At 69.8% G+C, this 18,135-nt stretch carries 10 protein-coding genes; 5 read left to right on the top strand and 5 right to left on the bottom strand.

The window, feature by feature from the left end:
• Window positions 1–169: 169 nt before the first annotated feature.
• From ACLZOT_RS19535 to ACLZOT_RS19525, 3 genes are all read left to right on the top strand, one after another.
• On the top strand, window positions 170–766 hold the full coding sequence (locus tag ACLZOT_RS19535) for a hypothetical protein (RefSeq protein ID WP_416970242.1): 597 nt from the start codon (window positions 170–172) through the stop codon (window positions 764–766).
• 65 nt (window positions 767–831) lie between these two features.
• Window positions 832–1,083: a hypothetical protein gene (locus tag ACLZOT_RS19530; RefSeq protein WP_416970241.1), complete on the top strand. Its 252-nt coding sequence runs from the start codon at window positions 832–834 to the stop codon at window positions 1,081–1,083.
• A 14-nt stretch (window positions 1,084–1,097) separates the two neighbouring features.
• The gene (locus ACLZOT_RS19525) at window positions 1,098–1,469 is read left to right on the top strand and encodes a hypothetical protein (protein ID WP_416970240.1); all 372 of its coding nucleotides are present in this window, start codon (window positions 1,098–1,100) and stop codon (window positions 1,467–1,469) included.
• A gap of 77 nt (window positions 1,470–1,546) precedes the next feature.
• Here the strand turns inward: ACLZOT_RS19525 and ACLZOT_RS19520 are convergent, their stop codons facing one another.
• From ACLZOT_RS19520 to ACLZOT_RS19510, 3 genes are all read right to left on the bottom strand, one after another.
• Window positions 1,547–2,500 carry a glycoside hydrolase family 6 protein gene (locus tag ACLZOT_RS19520; protein ID WP_416970239.1) on the bottom strand — a complete coding sequence of 318 codons (954 nt, stop codon included), beginning with the start codon at window positions 2,498–2,500 and terminating at the stop codon, window positions 1,547–1,549.
• A 71-nt stretch (window positions 2,501–2,571) separates the two neighbouring features.
• The gene (locus ACLZOT_RS19515) at window positions 2,572–3,561 is read right to left on the bottom strand and encodes an LCP family protein (RefSeq protein WP_416970238.1); all 990 of its coding nucleotides are present in this window, start codon (window positions 3,559–3,561) and stop codon (window positions 2,572–2,574) included.
• The gene (locus ACLZOT_RS19510) at window positions 3,561–14,969 is read right to left on the bottom strand and encodes an isopeptide-forming domain-containing fimbrial protein (RefSeq protein ID WP_416970237.1); all 11,409 of its coding nucleotides are present in this window, start codon (window positions 14,967–14,969) and stop codon (window positions 3,561–3,563) included. The genes ACLZOT_RS19515 and ACLZOT_RS19510 overlap by 1 nt, the downstream gene beginning before the upstream one ends.
• A gap of 158 nt (window positions 14,970–15,127) precedes the next feature.
• Here ACLZOT_RS19510 and ACLZOT_RS19505 point away from each other — a divergent pair, with 158 nt between their 5' ends.
• The gene (locus ACLZOT_RS19505) at window positions 15,128–15,625 is read left to right on the top strand and encodes a hypothetical protein (protein WP_416970236.1); all 498 of its coding nucleotides are present in this window, start codon (window positions 15,128–15,130) and stop codon (window positions 15,623–15,625) included.
• A 143-nt stretch (window positions 15,626–15,768) separates the two neighbouring features.
• Window positions 15,769–16,326 (top strand): class IV adenylate cyclase, encoded by a 558-nt coding sequence (cyaB, locus tag ACLZOT_RS19500; RefSeq protein ID WP_416970235.1) that lies wholly within the window; start codon window positions 15,769–15,771, stop codon window positions 16,324–16,326.
• 10 nt (window positions 16,327–16,336) lie between these two features.
• Here the strand turns inward: cyaB and ACLZOT_RS19495 are convergent, their stop codons facing one another.
• Complete coding sequence (locus ACLZOT_RS19495) at window positions 16,337–17,578, bottom strand: phthiocerol/phthiodiolone dimycocerosyl transferase family protein (protein ID WP_416970234.1); 1,242 nt, start codon at window positions 17,576–17,578, stop codon at window positions 16,337–16,339.
• A gap of 96 nt (window positions 17,579–17,674) precedes the next feature.
• Complete coding sequence (locus ACLZOT_RS19490; RefSeq protein ID WP_416970233.1) at window positions 17,675–18,010, bottom strand: hypothetical protein; 336 nt, start codon at window positions 18,008–18,010, stop codon at window positions 17,675–17,677.
• Window positions 18,011–18,135: the final 125 nt, after the last annotated feature.

Genomic DNA, 18,135 nt, shown 5'->3' with positions numbered 1-18,135 from the left:
CATCCGGGGAGGGGGCCGGGTGGGCTGGCCGCATCCGAGAGGGACGGCCAGGCGGGTACGACGGAACAGTGGCCGCGTGCCGTGGACGGAGTGAGCGGTGCTCGAACGGTAGGACTGGCGCGGAATCTCTCTCCCGCCCCCACCCTCACTCGCCCCGCCGGAGGCCCCCGTGCACACCCTCGCCCTCACCGCATCCGCCGCCCTCCTCCTCACCGGCGCCGACCCCGGACTCGGTGTCACCGTCCACCGCACCGACGCGGACGTCCGCGAAGGCACCCGCGTCCACTACACCGTCGACGTCACGAACCCCGGCGACCACCCGTACCCGGCGGCGGTCGTCACCCAACTCATGCCGGGCGGCATGAAGTACGTGACAGCCACACCGGCAGGCCGCGCCTCGGGCAACGAGGTGACCTGGACGGTCCGCGTCCCCGCACACGGCCACACCCGCATCACCGTCACCGCGATGCCGGGCAGCCCGGAGGCGGTACGGGAAGCCCAGTTCGTGAAGGTACGCCAGCCGGAACGGACGGACGGCAAGGCGAAGTCGTCCATGTCTACGACGGTGTGCGTACGGGGGAAGGCGGGGGACCGGGGGACGACCTGCGCCTCGGACTTCGCGGCACTGGAGGCTCGCCCGGGGGCGGAGGGGGGCGGGTCGTCGTACGGGTGGCTGACCGGGGCAGCGGGGTTGCTCGGGGCGGCTGGGGTGGGGGGTTGGTGGGTGCTGCGGCGCCGGAGGGAGGCCGCCCAGCGCACGGCGTGAGAACCGGCCCCGCCCGTACTCCGAAAGCACCCCGCCTCGGGTATACCTCAGGCATTCTTCAGGGCATGGCACACACAACGATCAAGGTCGACAGCAGCATTCGCGACCGACTCGCGATCCTGGCCGCCGAGAAGGGCACCACGATCGCGGGCCTGGTCAGCGAGTTCGCCACCCACACCCCCACCCAGAGCGAACGGGCCGAGCAGATCGCGAAGACGTTCGAAGTCCTGCACGCCCTCTCCGGCTACACCCCTGACCCGGAGCAGGACCGCGTGGCCGACAAGGAACTCGCGCGGCGGCTCGGCGGCGGCGCGTGAACCCTGCCCCTGCCATGGACGTCGTCCTCGACGACAGCGCCTTGATCGCTCTGGGTTCGGGCAACATCCTGGCCTCACGCATCCTGCGCCAGGCAGCCGAGACCGGATCCTGGCGCATCCACGTCGCCCTGGCGGCACTCGCCGAAGCGGACCGCGTACGTGTCGGCCTCGCCGGCCACCTCGGGATGCTCGACCAGGTGGTCTTCCACCCACTCGATCTCGCGGCCGTCCTCACCGCCTCGGGCCAGGACCGGTCGATCGGTTGGTGCCACACCCGGCACGTGGTCATGCCCAGCCCCGAGCGCCCGGAAGGAGCACGGGTGGCAACGGTCGAACCGAAGGAGTGGGACCAGGCAGGAGTCCGGGTCCTGGACCTCTCGCCTTGAGTGATCGGGGACACCGCCGCCGGAACTCCCCTCACCCCGCCGCCGGAACTCCCCTCACCCCGCCGAGGGGGATCCCCTCACCCCGCCAACCCCAACGCATACTCCCCCCACCAAACCCCCGCCCCCGGCCCACCCCGGCAGGCCCCGTCCGACTCCCCCGGCCGCTTGATCCACAGGTACGCGTCGACACCCGCCTCCCCCGTCTCCGCAGTCGGCGTCACCCCCAGCGCTCGCCCCGGCGGATTGCACCACGCGTCCGGTCCGGCGTAGGGCCCGTTGCCGTTGCGGCTCGTGTCGATGACGAAGTGGGCGCCCCCGCCCAGCGCCTCGGCCAGACGCCGCCCGTACGTCAGCACGGCCGGGGTCGTGTGGAAGTTGGAGACGTTGAGGGAGAAGCCGTCGGCTCGTGACACCCCCGCCTGGATCAACGTCCTTGCCAGCCAAGGGAGATCGGTGATCCAGTCCGGGTGGCCGGCGTCCAGGTAGACCCGTACGCCTGGGTGGGACTTGAGACGGTCCACGGCGTAGGACAGAAGCCCCAGGCGTTCCTTGAGGTTCGTGTCCGAGCAGCCCCCGAGCGCGTGGGGAACGGCGTCGGGTTCGAGGATGATCCAGGCGGGTCGTTCGCCCAGGCCCTCGGCGAAGGAGTCGATGTAGGCGCGGTAGTCGCGTGAGTCGTCCGCGCCCCCGGCGGAGAAGGCACCGCAGTCCCGGTCGGGAATGTGATAGGCGACGAGGACGGGGACCCGGCCGACAGCGAAAGCGGCAGAGGTGAGCCGACGCACCTCGACCCCCGGGTTGGCCCCGGTCAGCCAAGTAGCCTGCGGCTGAAGGGAGATGCGCGAGATGCGGGCCGCGTCCGCAAGACGCCCGGCGCTGCGGTACTCCTCCACCTGCCGGGCAGCAGCCGTATCGGCGTCGACCCAGAACGCCACCGCCTGCCGCCCCGCAGCCGTACCGGGATCACCCCGAAACCCCACCCCCACCTGCCGCCCCACAGCCGAATCAGGGTCCCCCCGAAACGCCGCCATCCCCGCAGGGGATGAATGCCCAGACCCCAACCCCCACACCAGCCCAGCCGCACAGACCAGCAGCCGCCCCCTCACCCACACACCATCGCCGACCCCCGCACCGGCTCATACGCCCCGAACTCAGGCACCTCAGAAGGCCGTTGCACAGAGCCCACCGGAGTCAGCGGACGATCCTCCCGCAACCGAGCGAACACCTCATCAGCCCGCTCCCGGTCCCAGACCAGCGTCGACCCCACCCCAGGCACATCCTCGAACCCCCCGATGGGAACCGTCGCGAACTCGGTGGCGGACGGCGCGAGCCGAACCAGCACCTTCGCCAACGACACCAACTCGGCGTCCTTGAACCCCTGATCGACGGACACGGCCCCCAGCAGCGTACGACTGAGCCCCAGCAGCTCGACGGGGTTGGCCTGAAGCCGCTTCAACACCCCCACCAGGAACCGCTGTTGCCGCTGAACCCGCCCGATGTCGGCGGCGCCGTCGAACTTCCGCGACCGCACGTACTGAAGGGACCGCCCCCCGTCGAGCCGATGGGTCCCCGGCGCCAAGTGCAGCTTGGTACCGGGGTCGTTCATCCCCCGAGCCGTACACACATCCACCCCGCCCACCTGGTTCACGGAGTCCACGAACCGCCGGAAGTCGACCTGGAGATACCGGTCGACCGGCACCCCGGTCATCTCCTCGACGGTCTGAACGGCCAACGCGGGCCCACCGTCCCGGAAAGCCGAGTTGAGCTTCGCGTCCCCGCGCCCGGGAACCCGCGCAAGGGAGTCCCGGGGCAGACTCAGCACGCTGACCCGATCCTGCCGGGCGGAGACATGCACGAGCATCATCGTGTCCGCGCAGTGACAAGCCTCCCCACCCGCATGGAACTTCCGCAGCTCCTCCCGAGTGAGCGTGGACCGGTCATCGGTCCCCATGAGCAGGATGGTCGTACCGGGCCCGGCTTTCTCGGACAGCGCCACGACCCGGGACACCGGCAGCCCGCTCGCCGCCGTGTCCACCATCAGGAGCCCCAACCCGGCCAGCAGGACCGTCCCGACCTTGGTCAACGCCCGCATCACACACGCCCCTTGGACCGGTGACGCCTCACCACGAGGTGGAGGAGGAGACCCGCCGCCAGCAGAACCAGCGCGGCCAGCCCCCACAGCGGGGACATCCCCCGGCTGCCGCCCGTGTCGGGCAGCGGCTTGACCGGCGTCTTCGGCTCGACGACCGCGTTGCACACCGGATCCTTCGAGCCCGCAGGGCAGTTGGACCCGGACGGCCCACCCGTGACGGGAACGTCCACGGAAGTCCCGGGCGGCACGGCCCTGTACGTCACCGAGAACGTGATCTTCGTCGGATGCGCACAGTCCCCGGACGCGGTCCCCTTCCAACTGACCTTGCCGCCGGAGTACTTCACGCTCCCGGCAGAAGCAGCGGCGTCGTTGTTGTACGTCGCGTACTTCAACGCCTGCGTCAGATCGGCCGAGGCGGTGGCCCCCGTGTACGGCGTCCCGCTCGGACTGCACACGGTGATCGTGTACGTCACCTTGTCCCCCGGCTTGGGATGCGCGTTGTCGGAGGTGATCGCCACCTTCAAGGTCCCCTGAACCACCGGGATCTTGAAGTCCTCGACCTGCCCGGCACCGCCGTACCCGGTGGGTTTCGGGTCGGACGGAGGCGCGGCCTTCTGGAAGGGCACCGACCGCAGCTTGCCGCCGACCTTGACCAGAGTCTCCCCGACCGGTACCTGCGGATCACGCCCCGCGGGCACCTGCTCGCCGTACAACCGAAGCCGCATGTACGTGGTCCCGGCCTTGGCGAACGAGGCGGAAGGCCAACTCAGGCTGGCGGTGGTCGCGTTGTTCCCGATCGCCCGGGTGATCCGCTCACCCGGCGAGAAGACCCCGTCGAAGTCGTAGTCGAGCCAGGCGGCCAACAGCACAGGAGAACCCGTGGTGTTGGTCAGCTCGACCTGAGTCGCGTACCCCCGCTGGGAGGAGTAAGCCGTCGGGATCGACGTCGGCCCTCGTCCGGTCGTCCGGCTGAGCCGGGGCCCGTTCGGGATGCCGTTCAGCCCGGCCACGGGCCCGTCTCCGAGCCCCAGCCCGGGGACGATGACGTGGTACGGCCCGTTCGCGGACGTCGTCGTCCCGTACGAGTTGGGCGCCTCGCCGAAGTCGTACAGCGGAGCCACCACGGTCGCGCCGCACCCCGTCGGGTAACCGGCGTCCGCCCCGTTGCCGTAACACGTCGTGTTGGCACTGGCGTTGGTGATCTGGTTGACGATCTGCCGGTTCCCGGAACCCGGTACCGCGTTCGCCATGTAGGTGTACGTCACGGAGGCCGAGGCCCCGGCCGCCATGTCACCGGTCCACGTGTACGTGAACCCGGACCGGTCGCTGATGGTCCCCGAAGTGGCCGTCGGAGGCGTCACCGCCTGCTGGTTGATCAGCCCGGACCCCTGCGTCACCTGGTCGGTGAAGGTCGCGCCCGGGTAGGCGGCGAGGCTGTCGTTCGTGACCGTGACCGTGTAGTTCAGCAGGTCACCCGGCAGGGGGTCGGTGTTGTCGACGGTCTTGACGATCTTCAGGTGCGGGATCAGACCACCGGTGTTGTTCCCACCGGTCGTGCAGTCCGAATCGGTCGAACCCGCAGGGCAGTTGGAGCCGGGAACGTTCGCCACGACCGTGTTGGCGAGCTTGCCGTCCCCGGTGTCAACGGTGTTCACCGTGACGCTGTAGGTGAGCGTGACCGTCTGCCCGCCAGGGACGTCACCGGACCAGGTCAGCTTGGGCGAGGCCCAACTCGCCGTCCCCGAGGTCGCGTCGGCGTCGTCGTTGTAGGAAGCGTCGTCCAGGACACCCGTCAGATCGTCGGTGTAGGCCGCGTTCGGGTAGTCGGAGGCCGTGGGGTTCGTGATCGTGATCTGGTAGGAGACCGTGCCCCCGGGCAACACCACCGTCGTGGTCTGCGTCTTGCTGATCCGGAGCGTCGGCACCTGGCTGGACGTCGTGGAACACCCGGGCACAGCGGCCGTCGTGCAGTTGGTCCCGGGCCCGGTGGAGGTGACCGCGTTCTTCAGGACGCCGTTGCCCATCGAGGCCGGATCCGAGTCCACCGTCACGCTGTACGTCACGGTCGCGGTCTGCCCGACCGGCACGTCCCCGGTCCAGGTCAGCTCGGGCGAGGCCCAACTCGCCGTGCCGATCGTCGCGTTGGCGTCGTTGTCGTACGCCGAGTCGTCGATGGCGTCGGTCAGATCGTCGGTGAAGGTGGCGCCGGGGTAGACGACCGTGCCGGTGTTCTGGACGGTGACTGTGTACGTCACCTTCTGCCCCGGCATCGGGCTGGTGGTGGACGCCGTCTTGGTGATGGACACCTGCGGGATGCCGACCGACGCGGTGCAGTCCGAATTGGCCGTGCCGGACGGGCAGTTGGTGTCGGGTGAGGAGGTCACCGTGTTGGTGAGGTCCTGGGTGCTGGTGGAGGGGCTGTTGATGGTGACGGTGTAGGTGGTCGTGACGGTCTGCCCGGCCGGGACGTCCCCGGTCCAGGTCAGGTTCGGCGACGCGTACGAAGCCGTGCCCGACGAGGCGTCGGCGTCGTTGTTGTAGGTCGCGTCGTCGAGGACTCCGGACAGATCGTCGGACCACTGAGCGCCCGTGTAGGTCGCGGTCCCCGTGTTCTGCGCGGTGATCGTGTACGTCACCGTCGAACCGGGCGCGGTCGTCGCGGCGCTGACCGTCTTCTTCAGCTTCAGCACCGGGATCCCGTTGCCGGGTTGGTCACCGGTCGAGCAGGAGGCGTCCTGCTTCCCCGCCTCACAGTTCGAACCCTGGGGCCCGACAACGGAGTTGGCGAGCTTCATGTCCCCGGTGTCGGGGTTGTCCACGGTCACGGAGTAGGTGATGGTGACGGTCGCACCCGCCGCCACGTCCCCGGTCCAGGACACCTTGGGGGACGCCCAGGACACCGAACCGGCCGTCGCCGACGCGTCGTTGCCGTACGCCGCATCATCGAGGACACCGGACAGATCGTCCGACCAGGTGGCACCCGTGTACGTCGCCGCCCCCGTGTTCTGCACGGTGACCGTGTACGTCACCTTCTCGCCCTGCTTGGGCGTGTTGTCCGAGGCCGACTTGGCGATGGCGAGCTGGGGCACGCCGACCGGGGGCGGTGTGCAGGTCGCGCAGGTCGCGTCGGGGGTGCCGGTCACCGTGTTGGAGAGCTGCTTGTCCCCGGTGTCGGGGTCGTTCACCGTCACGCTGTAGGTGACCGTCGCCGTCTGGCCGGCTGGAACATCGCCGGTCCAGGACAGCTTGGGCGACGCGTAACTGACCGTCCCGATCGAGGCGTTGGCGTCAGCGTTGTACGTCGCGTCGTCGAGGACCCCGGTCAGGTCGTCGGACCAGGTGGCGCCCGGGTAGGTAGCCGTCCCCGTGTTCCGCGCGGTGACCGTGTACGTCACCTTGTCCCCGGGGAGCGGGTTGCTCGGCGTGTAGGTCTTGTTCAGCGTGAGCTGCGGAGACCCGGTGCTGGTCGAGCAGGCGGCGGCCTGCGCACCCTGCGCACAGTTCGAACCGGTCGGCCCCACAACCGAGTTGGTGAGCGTCTTGTTGCCGGTGTCGGGGTTGTCGACGGTCGCGGAGTAGGTGACGGTCGCGGACGCGCCCGCCGCGAGATCGCCGGTCCACGACACCTTGGGGGACGCCCAGGACACCGAACCGGCCGTCGCCGACGCGTCGTTGCCGTACGCCGCGTCATCGATGACGTCGGTCAGGTCGTCCGTGAAGGTGGCGCCCGAGTACGTCGCCGTCCCCGTGTTGCGAGCGGTCACCGTGTACGTGACCTTCGTCCCCGGCACCGGGTTCGCCGGGCTCGACGTCTTGCTCAGCGCCAATTGCGGGATGCCGTTGCCGGGTTGGTCACCGGTCGAGCAGGAGGCGTCCTGCTTCCCCGCCTCACAGTTCGAACCGGCGGGCCCCACAACGGAGTTGACCAGCTTCCCGTTGCCGGTGTCCGGCGTGTTCACGGTCGCCGAGTAGGTGATGGTGACGGTCGCACCCGCCGCCACGTCCCCGGTCCAGGAGACCTTGGGGGAGGCGTACGACACCGAACCAGCCGTCGCCGAGGCGTCGTTGCCGTAAGCAGCATCATCGAGGACGTCGGTCAGATCGTCCGACCAGGTGGCACCCGCGTACGTCGCCGTCCCCGTGTTCTGGACGGTGACCGTGTACGTGACCTTCGTCCCCGGTGTGGGCGTGCTGCTGGACGCCGACTTGGCGATGCTCAACGTCGGTACGCCCGCCGGGCTCGGCGCGCAAGCCGGATCGGTCGAACCGGCCGCGCAGTTGGAACCGGCGGGCCCGGTCACCGTGTTGGCGAGCTGCTTGTCCCCGGTGTCGGGGTCGTTCACGGTGACGCTGTAGGTGATCGTCGCCGTCTGCCCGGCGGCGAGGTCGCCGCTCCAGGTCAGCTGCGGGGACGCCCAGGACGTGGAACCGGAGTCGGCCGAGGCGTCGTTGTCGTAGGCGGCGTCGTCCAGGACCCCGGTGAGGTCGTCGGACCAGGTGGCGTCCGGGTAGGTCCCGGTGCCGGTGTTCTGGACGGTCACCGTGTACGTGACCTTCGAGCCCGGTACGGCCGCCTGCGGCGTGTAGCTCTTGGAGAGCTTCAGCTGGCCCACACCGGAGGAGCTTCCGCAATCAGTGTCCGTCGAACCGGACATGCAGTTGGATCCCTGCGGCCCGGTGACCGTGTTGTTCAACCGCTGGTCCCCGGTGTCGGGGTAGTCGACGGTCACGCTGTAGGTGATCGTCGCCGACGCGCCGGCGGTCACGTCTCCGGTCCAGCTCAGCTTGGGAGAGGCCCAGGAAACCGAACCGGCCGTCGCCGACGCGTCGTTGTTGTAAGCCGCGTCGTCCAGCACACTCGTCAGATCGTCCGACCAGCTGGCCCCCGTATAGGTAGCCGACCCGGTGTTCTGCACGGTCACCGTGTACGTCGCCTTCTGCCCCGCCACCGGGTTCACCGGCGAGACGGACTTGCTGATGTGCAGCTCGGGCAGACCGTCGATGGCGGCGGTGCAGCGGTTGTCGGTGGAACCCGGCGCACAGTTGGAACCAGCGGGGCCCACAACGGAGTTGGTGACCTTGCCGTCCCCGGTCGTCGGGTCGTTCAGCTTCACCGCGTACGTCACCGTCTGCGTCTGCCCGACCGGCACGTCACCGGTCCAGGACAGCTTGGGTGACGCGTACGTCACCGAACCGTCCGCCGGGGTCGTCTGGTCGAGCCAGGTCGCGTCGTCGAGGACGTTCGTCAGGTCGTCGGTGAAGGAGGCGCCGTCGTAGTCGCTGGAGCCGGTGTTCACCAGGCTCACGGTGTACGTGATGGTGTCGCCGGGCAGCGGCTTCGCCGGGGAGACGGTCTTGGTGATCTGCACGGACGGCACGTCGTACGGCCCGGCGGTGCAGTTCGGGTCGGTCGAACCGGACCTGCAGTTGGATCCGGCCGACGTGCTGACCAGCGTGTTCGTGAGGACCTGGTCCCCGTTGTCCGGGGCGTCGATGGTGACGCTGTAGGTGATGGTCGCGGTCGCCCCGACGGCCAGGTCACCCGTCCAGGAGACGGTGGGGGAGGAGTAACTCACGCTGCCAGAGGTGGCATTCGCGTCGTTGTTGTAAGCCGCGTCGTCCAGCAGAGCCGTCAGGTCGTCGTTGAACGTCGCGCCCGGGTAGGCCGCCGTTCCGGAGTTCTGCACGGTGACCGTGTACGTCACCTTGTCACCCGGCTTCGGGGTCGTCGTCGACGCGGACTTCTTCATCGTCAACTGCTTGACGGGGACGGGGGATTGGTTGCCGCACTCCGAACTGGTCGAACCAGAGCCACAGTTGGTGTCCGAGGTCGACGTGACCAGGTTGGTGAGCTGCTTGTCACCGGGGTCCGGGTTGCCGAGGGTGACCGTGTAGGTGGTCGTCGACCGGGTGCCCGGCTGGAGGTCACCGGTCCAGGACAGGGTGGGAGCGCTGTAACTGACCGTCCCCGCGCTGGCCTTGGCGTCGTTGTTGTACGTGCCGTCATCGGTCAGCGAGGACAGGTCGTCCGACCAGGTGGCCCCGGTGTAGACGGCCGTGCCGGTGTTCTGCGCGATCACCGTGTACGTGATCGTCTGCCCGGCCGCCGGTGCCGTCGGGTTCTGCGTCTTGGTGATCTTCAGCTGCGGGATGCCGTTGCCGGGCTGGTTACCGGTCGAGCACGCGGAACTCGTGTTCCCCGGCGGGCAGTTGGAGTCCGCCGGTCCGGTGACGGCGTTGACCATCTGCCCGTTGCCGGTGTCCGGGTTGTTCACCGTGGCCGAGTAGGTGATGGTGACGGTCGTGCCCGCCGCCACATCGCCGGTCCAGGTCAGCTTGGGGGACGCCCAAGAAACCGAACCAGCCGTCGCCGAGGCATCGTTGCCGTAAGCCGCGTCGTCGATGACGTCGGACAGATCATCGGACCAGGTAGCCCCCGCGTACGTCGCCGCCCCCGTGTTCTGCACGGTGACCGTGTACGTCACCTTCTCCCCGGGCTTCGGATTCGCGTCCGACACCGTCTTCGCGATCTTCAGCGCGGCCACCGAGTTCGTCGTCGTGCACGAGGAACTCGACCCACCCGACGGGCAGTTGGTGTCCGAGGACGAGGTGACCTGGTTGACCAGCTTCTGGTTGCCGGACGTGTCCGGGTTGTCCACGGTCGCGCTGTAGGTGACCGTCGCGGAGGCTCCCGCCGCCAGCGTCCCGTTCCACGTCACGTTCGGCGCGGTGTACGACACCGAACCGACCGAAGCGGAAGCGTCGTTGTTGTAGGCCGCGTCGTCGATGACGTCCGTCAGATCATCGGTGAACGCACCGCCCGTGTAGGTCGCCGTCCCCGGGTTCGTCAAGGTCACCGTGTAGACGACCTTCTGCCCCGGCTTCACGGTCCCGCTCGCGTTGCTCGTCTTGCTGATGCTGAGCCGTGGGATCCCGCCCCCGTTGTCGTCGGAGCAGTTCGCGTCCTTCGACCCGGCGGCGCAGTTCGTCCCGGGCGCGGTGACCGCGTTGTTCAGGACCTGGTTCCCGCCGGGCGGGTTGTTCACGGTCGCCTGGTAGGTCACCGTCACCGTGCCCCCGGCGGGCACCGTCCCCGTCCACGTCAGCGTGGTGTTGGACGAGTTGTACGTCCCGTTGCCCGCGCTCGACGGCGAGGTGCTGATCGAGCTGGAGTTGAAGGTCGCGTCGTCCACGACGTCGCTCAGGTTGTCGCTGTAGGAGAAGTTCGTGGCGTCCCCGCCACCGTTGTTCTTCAGCGTGACCGTGTAGGTGACCGTCTGCCCGGGCTTCGCGGGCGCCGGCGTCGACGTCTTGCTGATCTGCACACTCGGCCCGTTGGTGACCACCGAAGCCGTGCACGTCGACTTGCAGTTGCTGTCGGTCGTCCCGCTCGCGGCGGTCACCGTCGCGTTGTTGGTCTGGTTCCCGGAGGTAGCCGCCGGCACCGTACCGCTGATCGTGTAAGTGATCGTCCCGCTCGGCAGGATCGTCGGCGCGTCACTGATGTTGCCGGACCCCGAAGCCGCACCACACGAACTCCCGTTGGAGGCAGCGCAGTTCCACGAGAAGTTCGAGAACCCGCTCGGCAACGTGTCCGCGACAGACGGCCCAGCAGCCGTCGAGGGACCGGAGTTGGAGACCGTCACCGTGTACGAGAAGGTCTGCCCCGGCTGGTACGACGTGGAGGAACCCGTCTTCGTGATCGACAGCCCCGTCTGCACCCCCGACACCTGCGGCGACGACGGCGGCGACGTGTTGTTCCCCGGCGTCGGATCCGGCGTACTGGACCCCGCAGAAGCCGTGTTAGCGATGTCCGAGCCGTTCCCCGTGTAGGACGGATCCACCCGCGCGGTGATCGTGAACGTCTGACTCGACCCGTTCGCCAGCGACGCGATCTGCGGACACGTCACGCTCTGCCCCGACGCCGTGCACCCCGACGACGAGGAGACGAAGGCCAGTTGGGACGGCAGGGTGTCCGTCACCGAGACGTTCGCCGCCGCGCTCGGCCCGTTGTTCGTCACCGTGATCTGGTACTGGAACGTCTGCCCCGGCGCGACCGGCGTCCCCGTCGCCGACTTGGTCGTGGCGAGGTCGGCGGCGACCGGAGTCACCGTCGCCGAGGCGCAGTTGGAGCACGGGGTGGGGTCGGTGCCGTTGGACGTCGCCTGGGAGACGGTGTTGGTCTGGGCCGACGTACTCGTCATCCGCGCGGTGATGTGAAGCGTCGCGCTGGCCCCGTTCGCCAGCGCGCCGACCGTCCACACCCCGGTGCCGGAGTTGTAGGCGCCGTTCGCGTCATCACTCACGTACGTAAGCCCGCTGGGGAGTTGGTCCGTGACCTGTACTCCGGTCGCGGCGCTCGGCCCGTTGTTCGTGACCGTGACCGTGAACACCGTGGTGGAGCCGTAGTTGACGGACGTCGGGCTCGCCGACTTGGTCACCGCGAGGTCGTTGGTGGCGCCGGACGTCCGGACGACCGCGTCCGCCTGGTTGTTGGACGAGACGTTGTCGTTGGGCCCGGAGACCGTGATGCCGCCCGGCTGCGTGAGCGTGCTGTTGGGGGCGGCACTCGGTGAGACCAGCACGCCGATCGGCAGGTTCACGGACTGACCGCTCGCCAGCGAGGCCGCCGGGACCGTACAAGTCACCGTCGTACCCGCCGAGTTGGCCGTACACCCCGACGGCTGCGTCCCCGAAGCCGTCACCCCCGACGGCAGGTTGACCGCCACCGTGACGTTCCCCTGCGCGTCCGCCGGGCCGTTGTTCTTCACGACGACCGGGATCGTGGTCGTCGACCCGGGCGCGACCGGGCCACCGGCCGTGCTGCTCGTGACGTCGAAGTCGGACTGCGGGACGATCGGCGGTGGACCAGAACTCCCGCTGTTGTTACTGGAGTTGGGGTCAGAAGTCGATGACGACACGGTGGCCGTGTTGCCGATGTCGGACCCGTTCCCCTTGTACGACGAGGCCAGCAGGACGGTGATCGTCCAGGAGGTCGAGGCCCCCGAAGCCACCGTAGCCACCGGTCCGCACGTCACGTTCTGCCCCGACGCCGTGCACCCGCTGCCTGACCGGAACGTCACGTTGTTCGGCAGCGTGTCCGTCATGGAGACGCTCTGCGCGTCCGAGGGGCCCGCGTTGGAGGCGGTCAGCGTGTAGGTGTACGTCTGCCCGGGGGAGACGTTCGCCGTGCTGGCCTGCTTCGCCGCCGACAGGTCGGCCGACGCCTGGGCGGGTGTCGTCGCCGTGGCGCTGCACCCCGTACCGCACGTCGTGTCCCGGACGCCGGACGGCGGGGTGACGGTCGCCGTGTTGGTGAGGGTCGCGGTGGCCGAGGACGCGGTGGTGCCGGTGACGGTGTAGATGACGCGGCCGTTCGCCGGGATCGTCGCCGTCGTACTGATGCTGTTGCCGCTGCCCGAGGAGCTGCCGCAGCTCGCGCCCGCCGAGGCGCCGCAGGTCCAGGTCACGCCGGTCAGGCCCGAGGGGACGGTGTCGGTGATGGCCGCGTTCGGGGCCGGGGCGGGGCCGGCGTTGGAGACGGTGATCTGGTACGTGACCCTGTTGCCCGGGGTGTACGGGTTCGGGGTGGCCGTCTTCGTGACGCTCAGGCTGGTCTGGGTCAGCCACTGGATGACGACGGCGCCGTTGCCGCCCGCCTGCGAGTCGCTGCCGCCCGTGCCGACGCCCGAGGGGTACTGCGCGGACGAGGTGCCGGCCGCGTTGCCGCCCTGGTTGTTGGCCGGGGCGTTGGCACCGGCCGTCGTCGAGGCGCCGGACACGCCCGCGCCGCCGATGTAGCCGGAACCGCCGCCGCCGGGGCCGTTCGGGTTGTTCGTCGGGAAGGAGTTCTGACAGGCGCCGCCGCCACCGCCGTAGTAGCCGCCGCCACCACCGCCGCCGCCCTCGCCGTTGCGGTTCGTGAAGGCGTTGAAGCCGTTGCCGCCGTACCACTTCTGGCCCGCCGTGTTGCTGGACGCGGCACACTGCGAGCCGTTCGTGCCCGCCGCGCCGCCCGCGCTCTGCGTACCGCCCTGGCCCGAGGCCGAGGTCACGCCGTCCCCGCCACCGCTGCTCCCACCACCACCGCCCGCCGAGGGGCTCAGGGTGTCGGAGCCGGGCGAGGCCCCGCCGCCACCGCCCGCGATCAGCAGCGGTGTGCCGAAGCTGGCGCCGGTCCACAGCGCGGACATGCCGCCGCCGCTGCCGCCCTGCGCGATGGTCCTGTTGCTGGCGCCGCCCGCGCCGCCGCCCCCGTACGTACCGGTCGTGGAGTTGACCAGGCCGCCCTGGCCCGACATCACCGTGAGCTGCTGGCCGGCCGTGACCGCGAGCGTGCCGGTGGTGTAGCCGCCACCGCCGCCGCCCTTCTGGGCCGTGTAGTACTGCGCGTTGTCGCCGCCACCGCCGCCGCCCCACAGCTGGACGTTCACGCTGCTGATCCCGGCCGGGACGGTAAAGGTCTGGTCGGCGCCGGTGTAGCTGTAGAGGGTGCAGTTGGTGAAAGCGGAGGAGGGGGTGCAGTTCGCTGCGCGGCGGGCGGGGGAGTTGCCACGGGGGGCTGCGCCCGGCTCTGTACGGGGCTTGGGGGCGCCGGAGGTGTCTGGCTTGGGGGCGCCGGTGGCCTTGTCGGGACCGGACGCCTTGTCGGGACCAGGAGTCTCAGCGGCACCGGAAGCCTCGGCAGGACCGGAAGCCTTGTCGGGACCGGACGTCTCCGAAGAGCCAGGCGCCTTCGAAGCCTCCGCCTTCTCGCCCTTCTCCGCCTCATCCGCAGGCTCCGCCGCATCCGGCGCCTTCGGTTCGCTCCCGAACGGTCCCGCCAGCACCAGCCCCGCAGGCGCCCCCTCGGAGACGGTCAACCGCATCTCGTCCACCGGCGCCGCGAACACCAGGTCCGCGCCACGCTCCCGCCGGTCGAACCGGTTGACCCGCCGAGCCCCGTCCGCGAACACCCCGTCGGCCCCGTCCCCGAGCACGGACACCCACGAGGCGCGAGCCTCCGGCAGCCGCACGGTCACGGTGTACGGCCGCCCGGCAGGCGCGGCGGGCAACCGCACGCCGTACGCACCGGACCGCCCGGCGACATCACGAGCCAACTCGACGGTACGCCAACGAGGTTGAGACTCTTTACGGGGCCGAGGCGCCGTACGCTGCTCAGCCCCCGCCTCCTCCGTAGCCTCCCCCGGCGTGAAGCTCACCCGATACCCGGAGCCGTCGCTCAAGGTGTCCCCCAGCGCCCCCGCCCCGGCACCCCAGTCCGCGAGCAGTACCGGCGCTCCCCCGCCGAGCTGATCGCGCAGCGAGAACGTCGGCTCGCCGAGTGCGGGAGCCGCCCCGATGCCGAGGAACAGCACAACGAGGGCGGTGAGCAGACGGCCGGGACCTCTGGTGAGCGTCGCGTACATGACCTTCCCTGGGGAGAGGAAGTGACGGGATGTCAGCACGGCCCCTATTCACACAATCCGACATCACTTGATCATGTAGATGCGATTTATCCCCCGTCCGGCCTCCATGATCACCGTGTCGCAGGAGACCCCGCACCCCCCGAAGCTTGACTCCGACCATGCCGACCCCCCGCCGCGCCCTCGCCCTCCTCACCCCCCTGGCCCTGGCCGCAACGGCCTGCACGCCCACCCCTCAGGCCGACGCGAAACCCGCCGCCACCCTGGCCTCGGCCCCCTTCGAAAAGGCCCTCGCCACCGACTGGCACCTGACCTACCGCGACCTCCCCGGCACGGAACGCCGCATGGGCGAAGGCAAGGGCCCCAAGAACCTCCACATCGGCGTAGTGGAGACGAAGTCCACCGGCGGAACCCTGACCTCCCTGGCCTGCCAGGCATTCGGCAAGGACGTGCCCCAGGCGACCCGCTTCCTCCTCGCCTGCGCGAAGGCGGCGACAAACGCCCCCGCCCCCGTACGCCACTGGCTCACGTCCCACATCGACCGCCCCAGCAAGGGCCCCGGCCACACAACAACCCACGGCCCCCTCGACTACCACCTGGGCGTCAACCGCACCCAAGGGGTACGAGTCCTCTACCTCAGCCCAACCACCAAGAACTAACCCCCGCCCGGCCACCCACGATCGGCGCTTCTGACACGCTGGGAACATGTCCGAGACGACGCACCGCACCGGCGAGGAGAGGAAGCCCGGCGGCGGCTGAGCAGTGGCGAACGGGTCCAGCCCGGTGGCGAGGGGAGCGGCGGATGCCGGTTGAGGCGGAGTTGAAGGCTCGGGTGCGGGTGCCGGAGGCGGTGGCTCGGGTGCTCGGTGAGCGTGCCGAGGCCCGGGGCGAGGTGTACCGGGACACGTACTACGACCGGGGGAACGGGGAGTTGGGGGAGCGGGACGAGGAGTTGCGGATCCGTACGGTCGAGGGGGCGGACGGCACCCGTACGGTCCTCACCTGGAAGGGAGCCGCGCTGGACGAGGCGTCCGGTTCCAAGCCGGAGTACGAGACGGCCGTGGCGGACGCGGACGCGGCGCACGCGATCCTGCGAGGGCTCGGGTACACCGTACGGATCGCCTTCGAGAAGCACTGCCGGAACTATGAACTCACGGCGTACGGACGACAGTTGCTCGCGACGCTGGTGGAGGTGCCGGAGCTCGACGGGACGTTTCTGGAGGTGGAAACGCTCGTCGAGGAGGGGGAGTTGGGATCGGCACTGGACGATGTGCGTTCGGTGCTCGGCGAGTTGGGGATCGCCTCGGAGGACCTGACGACGGAGACGTACACGGGGGCGGTCGCCGCGAGGCGCGTGTGATCTCCCCCGGTCACGGCGTGGGGGCCGCCCACCGTGCCAGGACCTCGTCGAAGACCCCCGACGCGGCGTCCAGGAACCGCCGCATCGTCTCGTCGTCGTACCACCGCCGTGGATAGGGCAGGTCGATCGCGAGGCGGCCGGCGAAGCGGGTGACCGTGGCGAGGGGGACCGGCATGTCGACGAGGGGGAGGATGCGCCAGCCGGTGAGCGTCAGGGACGGGGGCAGGGTCGGGGCGGGGATCGTGTGGAGGTTGGTGACGATCAGGGTGGGCAGGCGGGGGACGGTCGCCGGGGTGAGGTGGGGGATCGTGGCGACGTCGAGGTCGGGAACCCGCGCGTCGAGGTCGGAGCGGAGCCGGGACGCCACGGCCCGGCCCAGGTCCACGGGGTCGGGCGAGTCGAGGACGTCGAGCGTGGTCGTGCTGGAGGAGGCGGAGGACTGGACGCTCTCGGGATCGATGGGCGGGGTGAGCCGTGCACGCAGGTCGACCGCCGAGACGCAGGCCAGGGTGACCGCCCCGCCCGGGGGCCGCATCAGGCCCCGGGCCCCCGCCAGCAGCACCCCGCAGACCAGGCTGTGCACGGACAGCCCGACCCCGTGCGCATGCTCGGCGAACAACTGCGTACGCTCCGCGTCGAGTTCGAGCCGTACGACCCCGAACCCGCCGGGCTCGCGCCCACGGACGGGCAGCACGGACGGTACGGCGTCCCGCAGCGCGGCCCGCGACTCCAGGAAGGCGGTCACCTCGCCGTCGGTGAACGCCTCGCGGACGCGGTCGTCGAGCGAGGGGGAGGCGAGCCCGCCCGCGATGACGTGCGGCGCGGCGATGTCCTCGCGTTGGGACAGGGCCGTGTAGAGGGACCACAGCCTCTTGTGGAGCGCGATGTAGGCCGAGCCGTCGACGAGGGCGCGCGGCATGCCGAGGGCGATCGTCGTACGCGGGCCGGGGTCGGACACGGCGACCCGTAACAGGGGGCCGTTCAGCCAGTCCTGGACGACCTGCGCCTCTTCGCGGACGTCCGTGAACCTGTCGATCGGCACGCGCTGGGCGGCACGATCCCCGTCCCGGACGACACAGGTCGCGCCGTCCGGGACGAATCTCCCGAGGAGGACGGGGTGGAACTCGGTCAGCAGCCGGAGGGCCTCGGCGAGCAGCCCCCGGTCGACGTCCCCCTCGACCTCGCAGATGACGAGCACGCGGCCCCCGCTGCGGAAGATCGCCAACTCGTGGGCGCCCAGCAGTCGTTCCATGTCAACTCCCCCGTTTGAAGTCTCACCTCGACTATCCCGAGGGTGTGGAAACCTGCCAAGTGCCCTTTCCCGTCAGGGTTTTGGCGTGTTCTTTACCTACGCCCCCACCGGAAACTCCGTGAACGGCGCCCCGTCGTACGTGTACGGGTACTCGATCCCCATCGAGGCCAGCGCGGCGGCATGGCGGCGTTCCCGCTGGAGGTGGTGTTCGCGCAGGCGCCGCGCCTCGTCCGCCTCGGCCTGGCGGCGGAAGATCTCGGCGGCCTCGGCTTTGGTGGGCCCGGTCCAGGGCCGGGACCAGGGGCTCGGGGGGATGACGGGGGTGGGGGGCGCCGTGGCGATGAAGTGCTCGGCGGTGTGCCGTCCGGGACGGCGACGAGGGATGAGGATGCGGAGGGCGCTCAAAAGGGCGCGCACGATAAAATCGCGCATAGGTCGATCAGCTCCTACGTGGCTGTTTCGGCTTAGCCCCGTCGGATCGTTGTCGCGATCCTTCGGGGCGTTTTCGTGTTGTGGTGACAGACCGTAGGGCCAAGTGACACAAGCGGAAAACTGAC

This window comes from Streptomyces sp. 4F14 (assembly GCF_048159485.1).
Lineage (GTDB): Bacteria > Actinomycetota > Actinomycetes > Streptomycetales > Streptomycetaceae > Streptomyces.
The sequence above is the reverse complement of the archived record's forward strand: the minus strand, read 5'-3'. Positions and strand labels throughout refer to the sequence as shown.

Excerpts from the sequence above, each read along its gene's own strand:
- ACLZOT_RS19525 (WP_416970240.1), top strand. The coding sequence starts at position 1,098 with ATGGACGTCGTCCTCGACGACAGCGCCTTGATCGCTCTGGGTTCGGGC.
- ACLZOT_RS19520 (WP_416970239.1), bottom strand. The coding sequence starts at position 2,500 with ATGGCGGCGTTTCGGGGGGACCCTGATTCGGCTGTGGGGCGGCAGGTG.
- ACLZOT_RS19515 (WP_416970238.1), bottom strand. The coding sequence starts at position 3,561 with ATGCGGGCGTTGACCAAGGTCGGGACGGTCCTGCTGGCCGGGTTGGGG.
- ACLZOT_RS19530 (WP_416970241.1), top strand. The coding sequence starts at position 832 with ATGGCACACACAACGATCAAGGTCGACAGCAGCATTCGCGACCGACTC.
- cyaB (WP_416970235.1), top strand. The coding sequence starts at position 15,769 with ATGCCGGTTGAGGCGGAGTTGAAGGCTCGGGTGCGGGTGCCGGAGGCG.
- ACLZOT_RS19495 (WP_416970234.1), bottom strand. The coding sequence starts at position 17,578 with ATGGAACGACTGCTGGGCGCCCACGAGTTGGCGATCTTCCGCAGCGGG.
- ACLZOT_RS19510 (WP_416970237.1), bottom strand. The coding sequence starts at position 14,969 with ATGTACGCGACGCTCACCAGAGGTCCCGGCCGTCTGCTCACCGCCCTC.
- ACLZOT_RS19490 (WP_416970233.1), bottom strand. The coding sequence starts at position 18,010 with ATGCGCGATTTTATCGTGCGCGCCCTTTTGAGCGCCCTCCGCATCCTC.
- ACLZOT_RS19505 (WP_416970236.1), top strand. The coding sequence starts at position 15,128 with ATGCCGACCCCCCGCCGCGCCCTCGCCCTCCTCACCCCCCTGGCCCTG.